This is a genomic window from Candidatus Poriferisodalis sp. (genome assembly GCF_965214215.1).
Classification (GTDB): Bacteria; Actinomycetota; Acidimicrobiia; order Acidimicrobiales; family Poriferisodalaceae; genus Poriferisodalis.
On the sequence record NZ_CBDCBD010000003.1, the window covers coordinates 2,299,797 to 2,314,723 of the forward strand.

The 14,927-nt window shown below is 66.8% G+C and carries 18 protein-coding genes; 8 read left to right on the forward strand and 10 right to left on the reverse strand.

The genetic code is table 11. The features are described 5' to 3' along the window. Window positions 1-89 precede the first annotated feature (89 nt). Window positions 90-494: an HIT family protein gene (locus ACOOF5_RS12740; protein WP_420439701.1), complete on the reverse strand. Its 405-nt coding sequence runs from the start codon at window positions 492-494 to the stop codon at window positions 90-92. A 225-nt stretch (window positions 495-719) separates the two neighbouring features. On the opposite strand from ACOOF5_RS12740, the gene ACOOF5_RS12745 reads away from it, so the two are divergent. The 6 genes from ACOOF5_RS12745 to ACOOF5_RS12770 all read left to right on the forward strand — a co-directional run bounded on the left by ACOOF5_RS12745 (window position 720) and on the right by ACOOF5_RS12770 (window position 4,563). After that, a complete protein-coding gene (locus ACOOF5_RS12745; protein ID WP_420439703.1) occupies window positions 720-1,334 on the forward strand; it encodes a CDP-alcohol phosphatidyltransferase family protein in 615 nt (204 codons plus the stop codon). Window positions 1,335-1,420: 86 nt separating this feature from the next. Beyond that, window positions 1,421-1,822 (forward strand): glycine cleavage system protein GcvH, encoded by a 402-nt coding sequence (gcvH, locus tag ACOOF5_RS12750; RefSeq protein WP_420439705.1) that lies wholly within the window; start codon window positions 1,421-1,423, stop codon window positions 1,820-1,822. A gap of 5 nt (window positions 1,823-1,827) precedes the next feature. Then, window positions 1,828-2,280, forward strand: a complete 453-nt coding sequence (locus ACOOF5_RS12755) for an FHA domain-containing protein (RefSeq protein ID WP_420439707.1) — start codon at window positions 1,828-1,830, stop codon at window positions 2,278-2,280. After that, window positions 2,277-3,248: a MerR family transcriptional regulator gene (locus ACOOF5_RS12760; protein ID WP_420439709.1), complete on the forward strand. Its 972-nt coding sequence runs from the start codon at window positions 2,277-2,279 to the stop codon at window positions 3,246-3,248. Before ACOOF5_RS12755 ends, ACOOF5_RS12760 begins: the two co-directional genes overlap by 4 nt. Window positions 3,249-3,302: 54 nt before the next feature. After that, a complete protein-coding gene (locus ACOOF5_RS12765; RefSeq protein ID WP_420439711.1) occupies window positions 3,303-3,827 on the forward strand; it encodes a bifunctional nuclease family protein in 525 nt (174 codons plus the stop codon). A gap of 145 nt (window positions 3,828-3,972) precedes the next feature. After that, the gene (locus ACOOF5_RS12770; protein ID WP_420439713.1) at window positions 3,973-4,563 is read left to right on the forward strand and encodes a MerR family transcriptional regulator; all 591 of its coding nucleotides are present in this window, start codon (window positions 3,973-3,975) and stop codon (window positions 4,561-4,563) included. An 8-nt stretch (window positions 4,564-4,571) separates the two neighbouring features. On the opposite strand, the gene msrB is transcribed toward ACOOF5_RS12770, so the two are convergent. The 3 genes from msrB to ACOOF5_RS12785 form a co-directional block, all read right to left on the reverse strand. After that, on the reverse strand, window positions 4,572-4,982 hold the full coding sequence (gene msrB / locus ACOOF5_RS12775) for a peptide-methionine (R)-S-oxide reductase MsrB (protein WP_420439715.1): 411 nt from the start codon (window positions 4,980-4,982) through the stop codon (window positions 4,572-4,574). 60 nt (window positions 4,983-5,042) lie between these two features. Next, window positions 5,043-6,110, reverse strand: a complete 1,068-nt coding sequence (locus tag ACOOF5_RS12780) for an LLM class flavin-dependent oxidoreductase (RefSeq protein WP_420439717.1) — start codon at window positions 6,108-6,110, stop codon at window positions 5,043-5,045. A 111-nt stretch (window positions 6,111-6,221) separates the two neighbouring features. Next, complete coding sequence (locus tag ACOOF5_RS12785) at window positions 6,222-6,590, reverse strand: hypothetical protein (RefSeq protein WP_420439719.1); 369 nt, start codon at window positions 6,588-6,590, stop codon at window positions 6,222-6,224. 106 nt (window positions 6,591-6,696) lie between these two features. Between ACOOF5_RS12785 and ACOOF5_RS12790 the strand changes: the two genes are divergently transcribed. Together ACOOF5_RS12790 and ACOOF5_RS12795 are read left to right on the forward strand one after the other, a co-directional pair. Next, window positions 6,697-7,557 (forward strand): enoyl-CoA hydratase/isomerase family protein, encoded by an 861-nt coding sequence (locus tag ACOOF5_RS12790; protein WP_420439721.1) that lies wholly within the window; start codon window positions 6,697-6,699, stop codon window positions 7,555-7,557. A gap of 148 nt (window positions 7,558-7,705) precedes the next feature. Continuing rightward, on the forward strand, window positions 7,706-8,884 hold the full coding sequence (locus ACOOF5_RS12795) for an aromatic ring-hydroxylating oxygenase subunit alpha (protein ID WP_420439723.1): 1,179 nt from the start codon (window positions 7,706-7,708) through the stop codon (window positions 8,882-8,884). A gap of 31 nt (window positions 8,885-8,915) precedes the next feature. On the opposite strand, the gene ACOOF5_RS12800 is transcribed toward ACOOF5_RS12795, so the two are convergent. From ACOOF5_RS12800 to ACOOF5_RS12825, 6 genes are all read right to left on the reverse strand, one after another. Continuing rightward, a complete protein-coding gene (locus tag ACOOF5_RS12800) occupies window positions 8,916-9,974 on the reverse strand; it encodes a pyridoxal-phosphate-dependent aminotransferase family protein (RefSeq protein WP_420440985.1) in 1,059 nt (352 codons plus the stop codon). Between the two features lie 50 nt (window positions 9,975-10,024). Next, complete coding sequence (locus ACOOF5_RS12805; protein WP_420439725.1) at window positions 10,025-10,906, reverse strand: NAD(P)-dependent oxidoreductase; 882 nt, start codon at window positions 10,904-10,906, stop codon at window positions 10,025-10,027. Continuing rightward, entirely contained in the window at window positions 10,896-12,419 is a 1,524-nt protein-coding gene (locus ACOOF5_RS12810; RefSeq protein ID WP_420439727.1) for a class I adenylate-forming enzyme family protein, read from the reverse strand. The genes ACOOF5_RS12805 and ACOOF5_RS12810 overlap by 11 nt, the downstream gene beginning before the upstream one ends. 47 nt (window positions 12,420-12,466) lie before the next feature. Beyond that, complete coding sequence (locus tag ACOOF5_RS12815) at window positions 12,467-13,513, reverse strand: peptidase M29 (protein WP_420439729.1); 1,047 nt, start codon at window positions 13,511-13,513, stop codon at window positions 12,467-12,469. 79 nt (window positions 13,514-13,592) lie between these two features. Then, window positions 13,593-14,273, reverse strand: coding sequence for a histidine phosphatase family protein (locus ACOOF5_RS12820; protein WP_420439731.1), 681 nt, complete (start codon window positions 14,271-14,273; stop codon window positions 13,593-13,595). Between the two features lie 50 nt (window positions 14,274-14,323). Next, entirely contained in the window at window positions 14,324-14,719 is a 396-nt protein-coding gene (locus tag ACOOF5_RS12825) for a hypothetical protein (RefSeq protein WP_420439733.1), read from the reverse strand. Between the last annotated feature and the right edge of the window lie 208 nt (window positions 14,720-14,927).

Below are 14,927 nucleotides of genomic sequence, written 5' to 3' on the forward strand. Positions count from 1 at the left end.
AATGCACACCGTCACACATGGAGCTGTGCATCGGATCGAATGCGGCTTGATGACGAAGATCGGCCGGACTGGATGCACTTCGGAGCGGGTTAGTCGGTTGCGGCGAGCGCTGTGGTGATGGCTTTGGCCGGCCCGGCCAGATCCTCCGCCGAGGCCATCGGCAGTGGCCGGGCGAAGTTCATGTCGGACATCGAGTTCACCGGGCACACATGGATATGGCAATGCGGCACCTCGAAGCCGGCGATCATCAGCCCGATGCGCTCGGGCCGCAGCGCCCGCATCTGCGCCTCGCCGATGCGCCGGGACACATCGAACAGGTGAGCTTGCAGGTCTGCGGGAACATCCAGCCAGTGGTCGATCTCGGCGATCGGCACGACGAGCGTGTGGCCCACCGACAGCGGATTGATGGACAGGAACGCGACGCAGTGCTCGTCGCGCCAAACGAACGTCCCGGGCAGCTCTCCGGAGATGATCTTGGTGAACACGGTGGCCATGGCGCGTAGCTTAAGGAGCGGCGCGAGCAGGCGACCTTCTCGTCGTCGCAGAGGTTGTTTCCCGCTCTCGTTCCCCACCTTCTTGCGATTGGGCTCACGGGCGGCTCGGGGAATCGGCGGCCCCGCCCCGCATCTGTGTCCATAGATCCCATGCTCGCTCCAATCCTTGGAGCCTGCGCAAACGTCCCAGGGTGAATCAAGGTTCGCATCGGTACTGTGAGCCGGGTGAGCGAAGGCCCCGACGAGGCGTCTGATCCCGACCCTGGGTGGCGGCCGTTCACCGTGCCCAACCTGATCAGCTTGGCGCGGCTGGGCTGCCTGCCTTGGTTCGTGTGGCTGGTGTTCGGCGCCGAGGACCGCTGGGCGGCGGCGCTGCTGCTGGGTGCGCTGGGGGCCACCGACTGGGTGGACGGCTGGGTGGCGAGACGTTTCGACCAGGTCTCCGAGCTGGGCAAGATCCTCGACCCCACCGCCGATCGATTGCTGTTGCTGGTCGCGCTCGTCGTGATGATCGTCGACGGGTCGTTGCCGCTGTGGATTGCCGTGCTGGCGCTGTTCCGCGAGGGGGTCGTTGCCATCGCCGCACTGGTGCTCGGTGCCCTCGGTGCACGCAAGATCGACGTGACCTGGTGGGGCAAGACCGGCACGTTTCTGATGATGTTCGCCGTGCCGTTCTTTCTTGCGGGGCACAGCGATATCGCCGCTGCTGATGCGTTCGGGATCGGGGCGTGGATCTTCGTGGCAGTGGGCCTGCCGATCCACTACTGGTCGGCGGCGGGCTACATCCCTCAAGCCTTCGATGCGGTGCGAGAGGGGCGTGCTGGCCGCGTCAGCGGCTGAGCAAGCCGCCGCGCTGGTCAGGGGCCACACGTGACAGCGGGGCGACTGAGCTATTCGTGTGGCAGTCATCCGGTAGCTTCGTGAACATGGAGATTCCTGCGGAGCTTCGCTACTCGAGCGATCATGAATGGGTACGCCCCGCGGACGGCGGGGTGCAGGTGGGCATCACCGATTTTGCGCAGGATGCGCTCGGAGATGTCGTGTATGTGGAGTTGCCCGAGATCGGCGCACAGGTCACCGCTGACGAGCCGATGTGCGAGATCGAGTCGACCAAATCCGTCTCAGACATCTTTGCCCCGATCTCGGGGGAAGTGGTTGAGGTGAACGACACGCTGGAGGACGAACCGCAGCTGGTCAACGAGTCGCCTTATGGCGACGGGTGGATCTGCGTTATCGCCCCGACCGACGACGCATCGCAGGCGTCTGCAGAGATGGAGGCACTGCTCGATGCCGACAGCTACGCCGCGTTGATCGCCGAGGACATCTGATCTCCATGTCTGTGACCTGCGGCACATGCGGAAAGATAAGTGCCGAGGACGCCCGGTTCTGTTCCGGCTGCGGGACGCGACTGGACACGACCGGGGACGCACCCACCGAAATTCTCGTGCCGGTGCGCGTTACCGAAGTCCCGCCGTACGCCGGCCAAGCGGAGCTCGTGGTTACCTCGGGCCATCGGTCCGGTATCCGGTTCGAGCTGGCCGGTGACCGGGTCACCGTGGGCCGCCACCCCGACAGCGACATCTTCTTGGACGACATCACCGTGTCACGCCGTCATGTGGTGCTCGAACTCGGCCCGGCGGGACACATCCTGATCGACGTGGGCTCGTTGAACGGCACCTATGTGAATGGCGTTCGCACCGACGGCGAGGTGAGGCTGAGCAGCGGCAGCGAGTTGCAGATCGGCAAGTTCAAGCTGCTGTACTTGGTTTCGTCGGTCGGATTGTGAGCGCGCGCTCCGAGTCGTATGCATCTGGAGCACGGCTGTCGATCGGCGAGGTCGTGTCGTTGCTGCGGTCCGAGTTCAGCGACCTGACCGATTCAAAGATCAGGTTCCTCGAAGATCGCAAGCTCATCTCGCCGGCCCGCACCTCGGGTGGATACCGCAGCTTCGGGCCGCACGACATCGAGGTGCTTCGCTGGATCCTCACTCGCCAACGCGACCAGTACCTGCCGCTCAGCATCATCGGGGAGCGGATCGACCGGGGCGAGCACCTGGCGGACATCTGGGGCATCGGGACACACGAGACGCCCCGATCGCCGGCGGTGGCCGCGGCTGAAGCCGAACCTGTGGCCGCCGCCGAGCTTGGCGCGGAGGGTGACGTCCAGGCGCCCGACTCCGCAGATGCAGCCGAAGGTCCACACGAGCCTGTCCCCGCAGATACAGCCGAACGCGCCGCGGCGCCGGTCTCGACAGAACCCACCGCCGGCTCGCTGCTCCCATGGACGGCTCCGGACGACCAGGCAACGTACAGCGCGGCGGAGCTGAGGGCCGAGAGCGGACTCACCATCGAAGAGCTCGCCGAGCTGACCGACTTCGGTCTGCTGGTGCCACTCGACGAAGACGACGAAGCTCGATCATCGCCGCCCCGAGCCGAAGCGGCGCTATCGGACCCAGTGCAGGCCTCGTTGGGTCTCGAGCCGCCTGAGCCGCGTTACGGAAGCGGTGCGTTGCTCGTCGCCCGCATAGCGCGCGAGTTCGCCACGTACGGCTTGCAGGCCCGTCACCTGCGTGTGCTCCGCAATGCCGCAGCGCGTGACGCCTCCATGTTCGAGCAGGGCATTCAACCGATTCTTCACGCGGGAGACGCTTCGGCCGACCTCGATGCGCAGCGCTCCCTAGGCCGCCTGATCGCGCTCTGCGAGCGGCTGCGCTCCCATGTGATGGGGGAGGCCTTGCGCCGCTATTGGCGCTGATGGTGCAGCTCTCGCCGGCTCACCGGGAGCAGGGGCCGAAGTAGTGTGCGGGCCATGGTCGAGATGGAGCTCCTTGGCGTGCAGGTTGAGATGCCCTCGCAGAGCCCCTTGCTGCTGTTGCGCGAGACGGGCGGTTCGCAGCGCGTGCTGCCGGTCGTGATCGACACCCCCGAGGCCCAGGCGATCTACCGCGGCATCGAGCAGATTCGAGTGCCGCGGCCGCTGACGCACGACCTGATGGCGGCCATGCTCGATGTGCTCGGAGCGACGCTCGTCAAGGTCACCGTCACCGACCTGCGCGACCGCACCTTCTTCGCCGAGATGGAGGTCACCGTCGGGGAGGCCACCCATACGATCTCCGCTCGGCCGAGCGACGCGGTGGCGCTAGCGGTTCGGGCCGACTCCCCCATCTTCGCCAGCGAATCGGTGCTCGACGAAGCGGGGCAGATCATCGAGCTGCCTCCCGATCCCCCCGCTGATGTCGACCCCGACGAGCTGCTCGACGAGTTCAAGCAGTTCCTCGACGACGTGCGCCCAGACGACTTCGGGCCCGCAGCGGAGGCCAGCGACTCCGAGTGAGGCGCCCCTTGCGCCGGGGTGAGCAGCCGCCGTACCCTTCGTGAGAGCACAGATCACAATCCGGTAGTTCGCCGGGTGTGATTTGCAATGTCTTGCTTGAGACGTCTTGCTTGAGACGTCTTGCTCGAACGGTGAGGAGAGACCGATGGCCGATCAGCAGCGAGTCCCCGCAGCTGCGGAAATGATGTCTGAGAGCCACGCCACGCCTACGCCTCAGCCTGAGCCGCTCGCCGAAACTGATGCGACCGGCGCGATTGTCGAGGGATTCACCAGCAAGCAGGCCGAGAAGATCGTCGGGATCAGCTACCGCCAGATCGATCACTGGGCTCGCAAGGGACTGGTGCAGCCGTCGCTCGCGCCAGCACAGGGCAGCGGGTCGCGTCGACGCTATTCCTACAACGACCTTGTCGAGTTCAAGATTGCCAAGAAGATGCGCGATCAGGGCATCGACCTGAAGTCGATCGCCCGCGCATTCGATTACCTGCGCAACCAACTCGGAGGCGAGGTTGCCTCGGCCAACATCGTCATCAGCGGCAGTGACGTGCTGTGGGCCGACGACGACCGGGTGCTCAGCCTGCTGCGCCAGGGTCAGGCGGCGATGCTGACCGTGCTGCCTGTCGCCGGTGTGCGACGCGAACTCGACGCCGATGTCGTGAAGCTGCTCCCCGACGAGCCGATCGCCGTGCAACTGAGCCTGGACATCGATGGCGAATCCGGCGCCGGCGGTACCGGCTGAAGCGTTGCTCAGTCTGTGTCTTCGGCGGGCGAGAACTGCAACGACGCCGAGTTCATGCAGAAGCGATCGCCCGTCGGCCGCGGACCGTCGGGAAAGACGTGGCCCAAGTGCGCGCCGCAGGCCTTGCACATCACCTCGGTGCGGACCATGCCATAGGAGCGATCGGCCTCAGTATCAACCGCGGCGTCGTCGACCGGCTTCCAGAAGCTCGGCCAGCCCGAACCGCTCTCGAACTTCGTTTCTGAGCTGAACAGCTTGGCACCGCACACCACGCAGAGGTAGTCGCCCTCGACATGGTTGTCCCAGGTCTCGCCGGTGAAGGGGCGTTCGGTACCTGCTTCTTGGGTGACGTGGTACTGCATCGGGGTGAGCCGCTCCCGCAACTCCGACTCAGTGAATGCGACAGGTCGTTCCGTCATGGAACCCACGGTAGTGACGCCGAGGCGGCCTGAGGGGTCGCGGCGAGCCCGTGGGCCGGACTAGCCAGCGGCGGGGGCTTCGGCGTTGACGGCCCGCACGATGTCGACCATCTGTGCGAGCGTGTCCAGCCGGTCGGCGGCCGTGGCCCCCTCGGGCTGCAGACGCAACACGTCCACGCCTGCGTCGCGATACGCCCGCACCTGGTCGGTGACCTGGCCGTGGGTGCCCAAGAAGTTGGTCTCGGTGACCAGGCGGTCGGGCACGGCCGCTGCGGCGCCAGCGCGATCGCCGTCGAGCCACAGGCGTTGCACGTGGCGACATTCGTCGTCGAAGCCGGCGCGGCGGTAGGCGTCGTTGTAGAAGTTCGCGGTCGCTGAGCCCATCGCGCCCAGCGTGAACGCGAGGCCCCCTCGCCGCGGCGCTATCAGCTCTTCGAGGTCGTCGCCGAACTCCACGGCGCCGCCGGCCTGGCACGCGACAGCGCCCGGCGGGCGTCCGGCGGCTGCGGCACCCGAAAGCACCTTGCCCCACGTCACCTCGGGACGGCTCGGCACGAAGCACACGCCCACCCAGCCGTCTGCGGCTTCGCCGGTGTACCGCAACGACTTGGGGCCCAAGGTTGCGAGCCAGATCTCGATGTTGTCGTTTGCAGGCTGCGCCAGGCGCAGCGACTTGCCCTGCCCATCGGGCAGCGGAAGCACATGGTGGCGGCCGTCATAGGCAATTTTCTGGCCCGCAAACGCTTGGCGGCAGATATCGACGGTCTCACGCAGCCGCCCCAGCGGGTCGGCAAAGCGAACCCCGTGGAGCCCTTCGACCACCTGGGGCCCGCTCACGCCGAGCCCCAGGATGAACCGGTCGCCGGTCATCGCAGCCAGCGACAGCGCGGTCATGGCGGTCATGACCGGGGTGCGGGCCGAGATCTGCAAGATGCCGGTGCCGAGCTGGCACCGTTCAGTCACCGCGGCTAGGTAGGCGAGCGTGCTGACGCCGTCCATGCCCCATGCCTCGGCGGACCACAAGATGTCCACGCCGAGGCGGTCGGCTTCTCGCAGAAACTCGACCTGTTCATCCCAGTCGCGGCGCTTGCCCGACGCCGCACCTCCGAATCCGATGGCTGTTCGCACGCTCGGAACCCTAGAGGCTGAGCCGGCGGCGAAGCCGCGGCCTGAGCGGCCCGTGAGCCCAATCGCATTCCGATCGGGAACAAGAGCGGGGAGCATCCGGCGACTGGTCGCTCAGGAGGGGTGGAGCGTCACCAGGCCACCGAGCTGAGCCAGGTCTTGCAAGGCTTGGTCGTAGAAGAACCTCGCCGAGCAGGCGTCGCGCGCCCAGGCTTCCTCGTCGGGCGTGGGGTAGCCCCCGACGGCCCCGACGCTCAAGTCACCGGTCGTCGCCGAGCTGACGGCAGTGCGATTGCCGACCAGCAGCTCTTCGAGAGCGTCGCTGCGATCGCCGGGTTCGTCGAACACGAACAATCGCTCGCCGTCCGTCACGAACGGCGTGACGTAGTAGGTGCGGTCGCCACCGGGCGTCTCGGCATCGAGCCGCAGCATGAGCACCCCATCGAACGCACTGAACGGCCCATTGCCTGACTCGCAGGTCACGGCGGGCAGCGTACCGAGTGCCTGCATTATCAGTAAATTCAGGTATCGCTAGGTGCGGCACGGATCCCGCAGAAGGCGGGCCGGCGCATAGGCAGGGGGATCAGCGATGACGACTGAGCAAGCGGGCTACCTCGACACGGAATACTTCGGCTTCGAGCAGGCCTTGGCATCCAGCGGTGTGCTGACCGTGACGTTCAACCGGCCCGAGTCGATGAACGCTTCGACCCATTCGATGAAGCGGGATCTGATCGAGCTGATCACCCAAGTGCAGATGGACGACGCGGTGCGGGTGGTGGTGTTCACCGGCCAGGGCAGGGCGTTCTGGGCGGGCGACAACCTGGGCAGCTACGAGCAATCCCACCCGTCTGCCATGCCCACGATCTTCGGCGGGCATCACAATGCCGCCGGCACCTACAACAGCCTGCGGACGATCTCCCAGGCCGTCAACACCGCGGTGCGCCGCCTCGACAAGCTGACCATCTCTGCCATCAACGGCTTCGCCATCCAGACCGGCTTCAGCTTCGCGCTGGCGTGCGACTTTCGGATTGCGGCGCGCTCGGCTCGCATGGGCTCGGCGACGCTGCGTTTCGGCCTGCTGCCCGACGAAGGCGGCCAGTGGCTGCTGGTGCAGCACCTCGGCGTAGCCAAGGCGACCGATTTCATGATGCGCAAGCGGATCGTCGACGCCGAGGCCGCGCACGAGCTCGGGCTGGTGCACGAAGTGGTCGACGATGACCAACTCGCAACGGCCGCAGCCGAGCTCGCCGCCGAACTGGCCGAAGGGCCCCAGGTGGCCATGCGCATGCTGAAGCGGTCGATCCTGCTGGCGGCAGAGATGACGTGGGAGCAGTCGCTCGACGAGATCGCCTCCAAAACCGCCGTCACCGACCACCTGCCCGATGCCGCCGAGGGCGTCGCAGCATTCCAGGCCAAGCGCCAGCCGGAGTACAACGACTGGCTGCGCTGAGCGGCGATGCCCGCATTGCGGGTGACGCCGCCAGGCGTCTGACAGCGGGCATCTCGCAAATGGCATACTGCCGCCGTGGCTGCATATTTCGTTGCGTGCACCGACGGCTTTGCCACCGGGGCGCAGTCGATGAACGAAGGCTGACGCTGTGGAGCACGCCGAACAGGTCAGCCACATCAAGACGTTGCTCGCGCGACTCGACTCCGGCACCACCGTGGATGCCGGCGGTGTGCGGTACAACCCAACGTCGTCCTATGCCGACAGCGAACTCGCCTGCATCGAACGGCGGGAGTTCTTCGACACGCATCCGCAGTTGGTCGGGCTGTCGGGCGACCTGCCCGATCCCGGATCGTTCATGACCCAGGACGACTTGGGCACACCGCTGCTGCTGGTGCGCTCGCCCAGCGGCCGGTTCCGAGCGTTCGTGAACGCGTGCCGGCACCGCGGCGTCGTCATCGAGACCGAGCCGCGCGGACGCAAGCGCCGCTTTGCCTGCCCCTTCCACAACTGGACCTACGACGCCGACGGCGTGCTGGTCGGCCTGCCGAAATCAGACCACTTCGGCGAGCTCGACCGCGACGAGCTCGGGCTGGTAGAGCTGCCGTCAGCGGAGCACCACGGCCTTTTGTGGGTTCATCCGCAGCCAGGCGGTCAGCTCGATCCCGATGCACTGCTCGGCGACGAGCTCGCAGCCGATTTCGCTGGGTGGGACTTCGGCAACTTGCAGTGGCTGGGCAGCGATTCTTATGAGGTGGACTGCAACTGGAAGCTCGCCATGGACACCTTCGGCGAGACCTACCACTTTCCCGTGCTGCATTCCGAGACGCTGTCGAACGACTTCTACGGCAACGTGCAGTGCTACGACGAATTCGGGCGCCATCACCGGTTGATCCTGTGCCGCCGCGCCATCGAGGACGCACGTGAGCGGCCGCCATCGGAGTGGGACATCACCCGGTACGGGCTGCCGGTGTACTGGCTGTTCCCGAACGTGCAGCTGATCCCCTCGCGTGATGTGCTGTTCCTGGTGCGGGCCTATCCCCACACGACCGAGCCCGGCCGCCACACCAGCCAGATCTCGTTCTACCTGCGGCCTGGCATGGCACGCGACGATGCCGAGGTCGACTACATGGCCGAGGCCTCGCGGGCATTCGGCAGGGTGATCCGTGACGAGGACTACGTCATGAGTGCCAGTCAGCAGCGCTCAGCCAACAGCGGGGCGCTCAGCCACGTCGTGTTCGGGCGCAACGAGCCTGCGCTGCATCACTTCCACAACACCTACCGGGCCGCGCTCGGCCGCGAGCTGCTGCAGTTGCACCCGACGGGCTGAGCAGCGACGCCGTACCAGCGACATCGGTGATTCAGCTCTGGACAAGTTCCTCGAGCGCACCCAGCAGCATCCTGACGTTGCGCATCCGGGCGGTATGGCCCATGCAGCCGATGCGCCACACTTTGCCGGCGACGGGGCCGAGCCCGCCTCCCACCTCGATGCCGTAGCGCTCGAGCAGAGTGCGCCGCCCCGCGGCATCGTCGAATCCCGCGGGCAGCGTGACGGTGGTGAGTTCGGGCAGACGGTGACCCTCCTGGGCCCACAGCTCGAAGCCCAGCTCGGGCAGGCGCGCATGCAGTTCGTCGCCGCAGGCCTGGTGGCGCGCCCAGGCGTTGTCCAGTCCCTCGTCGAGCACGGCGCCGAGGCCGGCATGCAGGCCATAGAGCATCGAGATCGGCGCGGTGTGGTGGTAGGCGCGGGCGCCTTCGCCGACGACGTACGCCCGGATCATGTTCAAGTCCAGGTACCAGCTCTGGGGTCGCTTGACCAGCGAGGACAGCGCACGCTCACTCACGGTGAGCGGTGCCAGGCCGGGCGGCACTCCGAGGCATTTCTGCGTGCCGCTGTAGGCGATGTCGACGCCCCAGCCGTCGATGTCGACTTCGATGCCGCCCAGCGATGTGACGCAGTCGGCGAGCAGGAGCGCATCGCCCTTCGCTTCGCCCAGCGGTGCGATGTCGTTTCGTACGCCAGTGGACGTTTCTGCGTGGACCACCGCGATGATCTTCGGCGACGGGTGGGCCTCGATGAGACGTTGCGGATCGATGGCGCGGCCCCAGTCGGTGTTCACGGCCACCACCTCGGCGCCACAGCGTGCAGCCACGTCGCACATGCGGGTGCCGAAGACACCGTTGACGCCGATGACCACCGCATCGCCAGGCTCGACGAAATTGCAGAAGGCCGCTTCCATGCCCGCCGAGCCGGTGGCGCTGACCGGGAACGTCAGCAGGTTCTGGGTCTGCCACACGGTCCGCAGCCGCTCGTTGGTCTCGTCGAGCAGAGCGATGAACTCAGGGTCGAGGTGGCCGAGGACGGGGCGGGTGAACGCCGCCATCACCTCGGGATAGGGGTTGGAGGGCCCCGGCCCCATCAAGATGCGGTCGCTGTGTGTCACGAGCCCGCACGGTACTTGCCGCGTGCTCAGCGTTCCTGCGGCGGGCGCAGCAATGCGATGAGGCTGGAGGTGTCCCAGCGGCCGCCGCCGAGTTCCTGGACGCGCTTGTAGAACTGGTCGACGAGCGCGGTGACTGGCAGGGGAGCGCCGTTGCGCTGCGCTTCGGCCATCACGATGCCGAGGTCCTTGCGCATCCAGTCCACCGCGAAGCCGAACTCGAACTCGTCGGCAATCATCGTGGTCCCGCGGTTGGACATCTGCCACGACCCCGCAGCGCCCTGGGAGATGGTCTCGAGCACGGCGTCGAGATCGAGGCCGGCTCGCCGGCCGAACTCGAGACCCTCCGACAGTGCCTGGACGAGCCCGGAGATGCAGATCTGGTTCACCATCTTGGTGAGCTGGCCCGAGCCTGCGGCGCCGATCAGGGTGACCGCCCGCGCATAGGCGTCAATAACCGGCCGGGCCCGTTCGAAGTGTTCCGCAGCGCCGCCGCACATGACCGTCAAGACGCCGTTCTGAGCGCCCGCCTCGCCGCCCGATACGGGCGCGTCGATGAATCCGACTCGCTGGCGGGCACATGCCCCTGCGAGCTCGCGTGCGAGGTCGGCCGAGGCGGTCGTGTGGTCGACCAGGATCGACATGTCGCTCATGGTCGACAAAGCCCCGTCGTCGCCGTAGACCACGGCCCGTACATCGTCGTCGGCACCGACGCATATGAATACGATCTCCGCGCCGGCGGCGGCTCGCGCTGGCGTGTCAGCGAGCTCGCCGGCGTATTCAGCAACCCATCGCTGCGCAACGCTCGTCGTGCGGTTGAACACCGTGACCCGGTGTCCTGCGGCGGCGAGGTGCCCGGCCATCGGATAACCCATCACGCCGAGCCCGATGAATGCGACATCATCGGGCATGACGGACACCCTCATTCTTGCTGAGCATTGCCCGCACCTCGTGCTTGCGGACCTTGCCGAGCGCTGTTCGGGGGAGCTGATCGGTCCAGAACACTGCCTTGGGATGCTTGAAGCGTGCAAGCCGCCCGTCGAACAGACTCAGCAGCGCGGCGGCTGCGATCTCGGTGCTGGGCACCGCCACGATGACTGGTACCTCGCCCCAACGATCGTCGGGCACGCCAACGACGGTTGCTTCCGATACCAGGTCGCTGCGGGCAAGCACCTCTTCGAGTTCCGCGGGATAGATGTTCTCGCCCCCCGAGATGATCATGTCCTTGCGGCGGTCGTCGATGAAGATCCAGCCCTCGTCGTCGGCGTGGCCCACGTCGCCGGTGCGAAACCATCCCTCGACCAGCACTTCGGCCGTGGCCCCGCCATCGCGCCAGTATTCCCGCAGAACGCTCGGCCCGCGTACCCACAGCTCGCCGCGCTCGCCCGCAGCGGCGTCGGCCCCGGCATCGGTGACGATGCGCACCTCGCACATCGTCGAGGGCTTGCCGCATGAACCCCGATGGGCGGCCGCCTCGTCGCAGCGCAGGTGTACGGCGATTGGCGCCGTCTCGGTGGATCCGTAGATCTGCCCCACCGGCACGCCCCGGTCGAAGAAGGGTTCGGTGGCGGCCATCGGCACGGGAGAGGATCCCGTCATGATGCCGCGCAGCGAGCCGAGGTCCGCGCTGGCGAAACGCGGGTGCGCGGCGACGGCGGTCAGGGCAGCTGGCACCAGCACCGTCCATGTCGGTTGCCACTGCTCGACGTCGTCGAGGAACTGCTCGGCATCGAACGCCCTCTCGATGAGCACCGCGGCCCCTCCCAGCACAGCGGGCAGCGTCTGGATGTTCAGCCCGCCGACGTGGAACAGCGGGATGGTGGTGAGCACCCGGTCCTCGCTGGTGAGGTCGTGCGCATGGGTCGAGTTGACCGCATTCGCTGCCATCGCCGCCTGGTCCAGCAAGGCGCCTTTGGGGTGCCCGGTGGTGCCCGAGGTATAGGCCAGCAGCACGGGATGGTCGGGCGTGCCCCGGCGCGCAGGCGTGGTGCCCGCAGCCGCGAAGCCGTCGGGTTCGTCGGGCACCACCCGCCGCTCGCACGGTGCGCCGATGGCCGCGCCATGTTCGGCGAACGTCGAGTCGACCGCCAGCAGGGCGGGTTCAGCGTGGTCGAGGATCCAGCGGTGCTCGGGCGGTGTCAAGCGAGAGTTCAGTGGCAGGTAGATGGCGCCCAGCCACGAACATCCCAGCATCAGCCGCAGCGCAGCGGGCCGGTTCGGGCCGAGCCACGCCACCCTGTCGCCCTCGCCGACGCCCTGGTCGGCCAGCCAACCGGCCGTCGCTGCAATCTGGTCGGCGAAGGAGCGGTAGGAGTGCTCGACTCCCTCGAAGGCCACGGCTACTGCGTCGGGGCGGTGGTCGGCCCAACGCTCGATGCGAGCCGCGAGGTCGGTGCCGGCTGCCAGCGGGGCAGGTTTGTTCACGGTGCTGTGCTGCGTTGGCACATTCGTCGATCTGCTGGCAGATGGGCTCAGGCCAACTCGCCCTGCAGCACGCCCTCGATCACCACTGCCTCGCCGTCGAGGAAGACGCTGTGGCTGCGCATGGGCAGATCGAAGTGCCCCAGCGTGTGACGGCCGGCGTGCTCGTTGGCACCGGTCGAATACAGGAAGTTGCCAGCGAAGGCCCGCTGCTCGGTGCCGTTGGTCTGGCTGCGGTCGTACAGCGACATCGTGTCCCACCGGGCGCCGGGGTTCATGCCCCAGCCCACGTGGCTGGTCGCGTAGGCCTCCCGGTCGCCCCAGGCGTCGCTGTAGCTGCGGAACAGGGCGGCGTCGGTGCCGTCGCCTTCGACGTTGACGACGTAGTCGTCGTCGATGTGCAGCGTGACCGGCGACTCGATGTAGCGCTTGAACGTGAGGTTCATGTCGCCGCGGTCCATCACGATGGTGCCGTTCACCGTGCCCGCTTTGGGGAACGCCAAGCAGAGCCCGCCCGGCCAGTGGCTGATGGTGCCGGGCCGAGCCGTGTAGCCCCAGCCGCCGCCGCACGGCGCCCCGCCCACGTCGACGAACAGGTCGGTGCCCGCCGCGGACGTCACGCGCATCTCGGAGGCCGCGATCAGCTTCTTGATGCCAACCTTCACCTTCGGTTCGAGTTCTGGCGTCGGCCGCAGCCGCTCGAGGGCCTCAGGGTGCTCGTTGGAGACCATGAGGATGCGGGTGCCCTCGCCCAGGATCTTCGGGAGTTCCGACGCGTGCAGCATCCCCTCCACGGTGCAGTCGACGACAAAGTCGACGGCCCCGAGGGCGGCGATCACCGCCGTCGAGCCGGCAATCGCGTCGGACGCGCCCGTCGAGCGCACCGGTACTGGGGCGGATTGGCGCGGCGTGGGCACGACGACGTGAATCGGCGGCGTGCCGAGGCGATCCAACGCCAGCTCGGCGAGATTGACGTTGACGGCCCTGCTCTGGCTCTCCGACAGGATTGCTGCGGTCTGCGGGGGTTCGACTCCGCACATCTCAAAGACCGACGAGAAAGCGTCAATCCACTTCGCTTCAATTCGTTCGACCAGCATGTGGTCCTCCAGTATCCCGAAGCTTTGTAACCACGGGCCAACTTAGAGGCTGCGCAGATCTGTGCTTGCGTCGCCGTGCTCAGACGGCCTCGACTGCTGCGAGATGCGCAGCGTCATTGAAACGCCGCACCTGCCAGAGGCGACGCCCGTTCCACTCGAGCAATTCCAGCTCGGTGATGGCGGTCACCGCGGTGACCACGCCGACGCCGCGCTGACTGGGCGCGATGCCAAATGCCATGGCCATCGCGGCCGAGGAGATGCCGCCATGGCAGCCCATGAAGACTGTCTTGCCAGGGTGAGCTGCGGCGATGTCGTTGAGTGCTTGCGCAACCCGGTGACGGAACCCCGCACGGCTCTCTGCGCCCTCGAGCACCGGTGTGTACGGCTGGTCCATGGGTTGGATGAACCCGAAGTGCTCTCGCGCTGCCTCCCACGTCATGCCATCGGCGGGACCCAGGCGCATCTCCTCAAGATCGTCGTGAAGCTGAATCTCAAGACGGCCGCGCTCGCCGTCGGGACCGAGCGCCGGCAGCACGATCTCGGTTGTCTCGCGGGCCCGAGGCAGCGGCGAGGAGTACACGACCTGTACCTCGGGTTCACGTCCGGCGGCGAATCTGTCACGCAGGGCTGCAGCCTGGGCACGACCCAGCTCGGTGAGACCTCGGCAGCCCTTGGGTCCGCCGACGATTCCTTCGGCCATAGCGACGGACTCGCCATGGCGAACGATCAGCAGTCGCGAGAGCACCTGCTCGTCAGCCATATCGCCAGCCGCCGACATCCACACCGCGAGACTCTAGGAGCGCGCAGCGCCTACCGGATGGATCGGCTGATCGAGCGCCAGGTGTCGGCGCGCTCTGGCTCAGCGCTGCGGCGATCAGCCCACTCCTGCGGGGCGCCGGCGAGACCGGTTGGCTCAGCGACCATGCAGGCCGTCGTCGGTTGCAACGATTCTGGGTCGAACACCGCAACCGCCCCGCTGAGGGTGTTCCGGGCAACGAACAGCTCGGGAATGCGTTCGGCGGCCGTGACAGCAGCGCACACCGCATCTGCCAAAAGCGTCGCTCGACACGAGAACACGAGCGCCTGGACGCCGGCGCTTGGGGCGCCCGCGGCATGGGAGTAGCCGGCGCGCTTCAGTCGCTTGACCGTTGATGCAACGGATAAGTCGGCGCCATCGACAAACAAACAGAACTCATGCGTGGTCATCACAGGCGCTTCACCTTTCGCTGCTTCACTCGATGCCGGAGGCCCTACGTGCACGGCCAAGCGTCCGACGGGTCAGCGGCACTCTAGTAGCGATTGGATGTTTGCTGTCAAGAAAGTTATTTTCACTTAGTTTCCTATAGTTTCTATGTAGTTTTGGAATCTGTCTCTGGCAGTCGATTCGGGCGCCGCCGCAAGGTTGGATGCGGTG

Coding starts and splice junctions, on each gene's coding strand:
- ACOOF5_RS12740 (WP_420439701.1), bottom strand. CDS start 494: ATGGCCACCGTGTTCACCAAGATCATCTCCGGAGAGCTGCCCGGGACG.
- gcvH (WP_420439705.1), top strand. CDS start 1,421: ATGGAGATTCCTGCGGAGCTTCGCTACTCGAGCGATCATGAATGGGTA.
- ACOOF5_RS12755 (WP_420439707.1), top strand. CDS start 1,828: ATGTCTGTGACCTGCGGCACATGCGGAAAGATAAGTGCCGAGGACGCC.
- ACOOF5_RS12765 (WP_420439711.1), top strand. CDS start 3,303: ATGGTCGAGATGGAGCTCCTTGGCGTGCAGGTTGAGATGCCCTCGCAG.
- ACOOF5_RS12770 (WP_420439713.1), top strand. CDS start 3,973: ATGGCCGATCAGCAGCGAGTCCCCGCAGCTGCGGAAATGATGTCTGAG.
- msrB (WP_420439715.1), bottom strand. CDS start 4,982: ATGACGGAACGACCTGTCGCATTCACTGAGTCGGAGTTGCGGGAGCGG.
- ACOOF5_RS12790 (WP_420439721.1), top strand. CDS start 6,697: ATGACGACTGAGCAAGCGGGCTACCTCGACACGGAATACTTCGGCTTC.
- ACOOF5_RS12800 (WP_420440985.1), bottom strand. CDS start 9,974: ATGGGGCCGGGGCCCTCCAACCCCTATCCCGAGGTGATGGCGGCGTTC.
- ACOOF5_RS12805 (WP_420439725.1), bottom strand. CDS start 10,906: ATGCCCGATGATGTCGCATTCATCGGGCTCGGCGTGATGGGTTATCCG.
- ACOOF5_RS12815 (WP_420439729.1), bottom strand. CDS start 13,513: ATGCTGGTCGAACGAATTGAAGCGAAGTGGATTGACGCTTTCTCGTCG.
- ACOOF5_RS12820 (WP_420439731.1), bottom strand. CDS start 14,273: ATGGCTGACGAGCAGGTGCTCTCGCGACTGCTGATCGTTCGCCATGGC.
- ACOOF5_RS12825 (WP_420439733.1), bottom strand. CDS start 14,719: ATGACCACGCATGAGTTCTGTTTGTTTGTCGATGGCGCCGACTTATCC.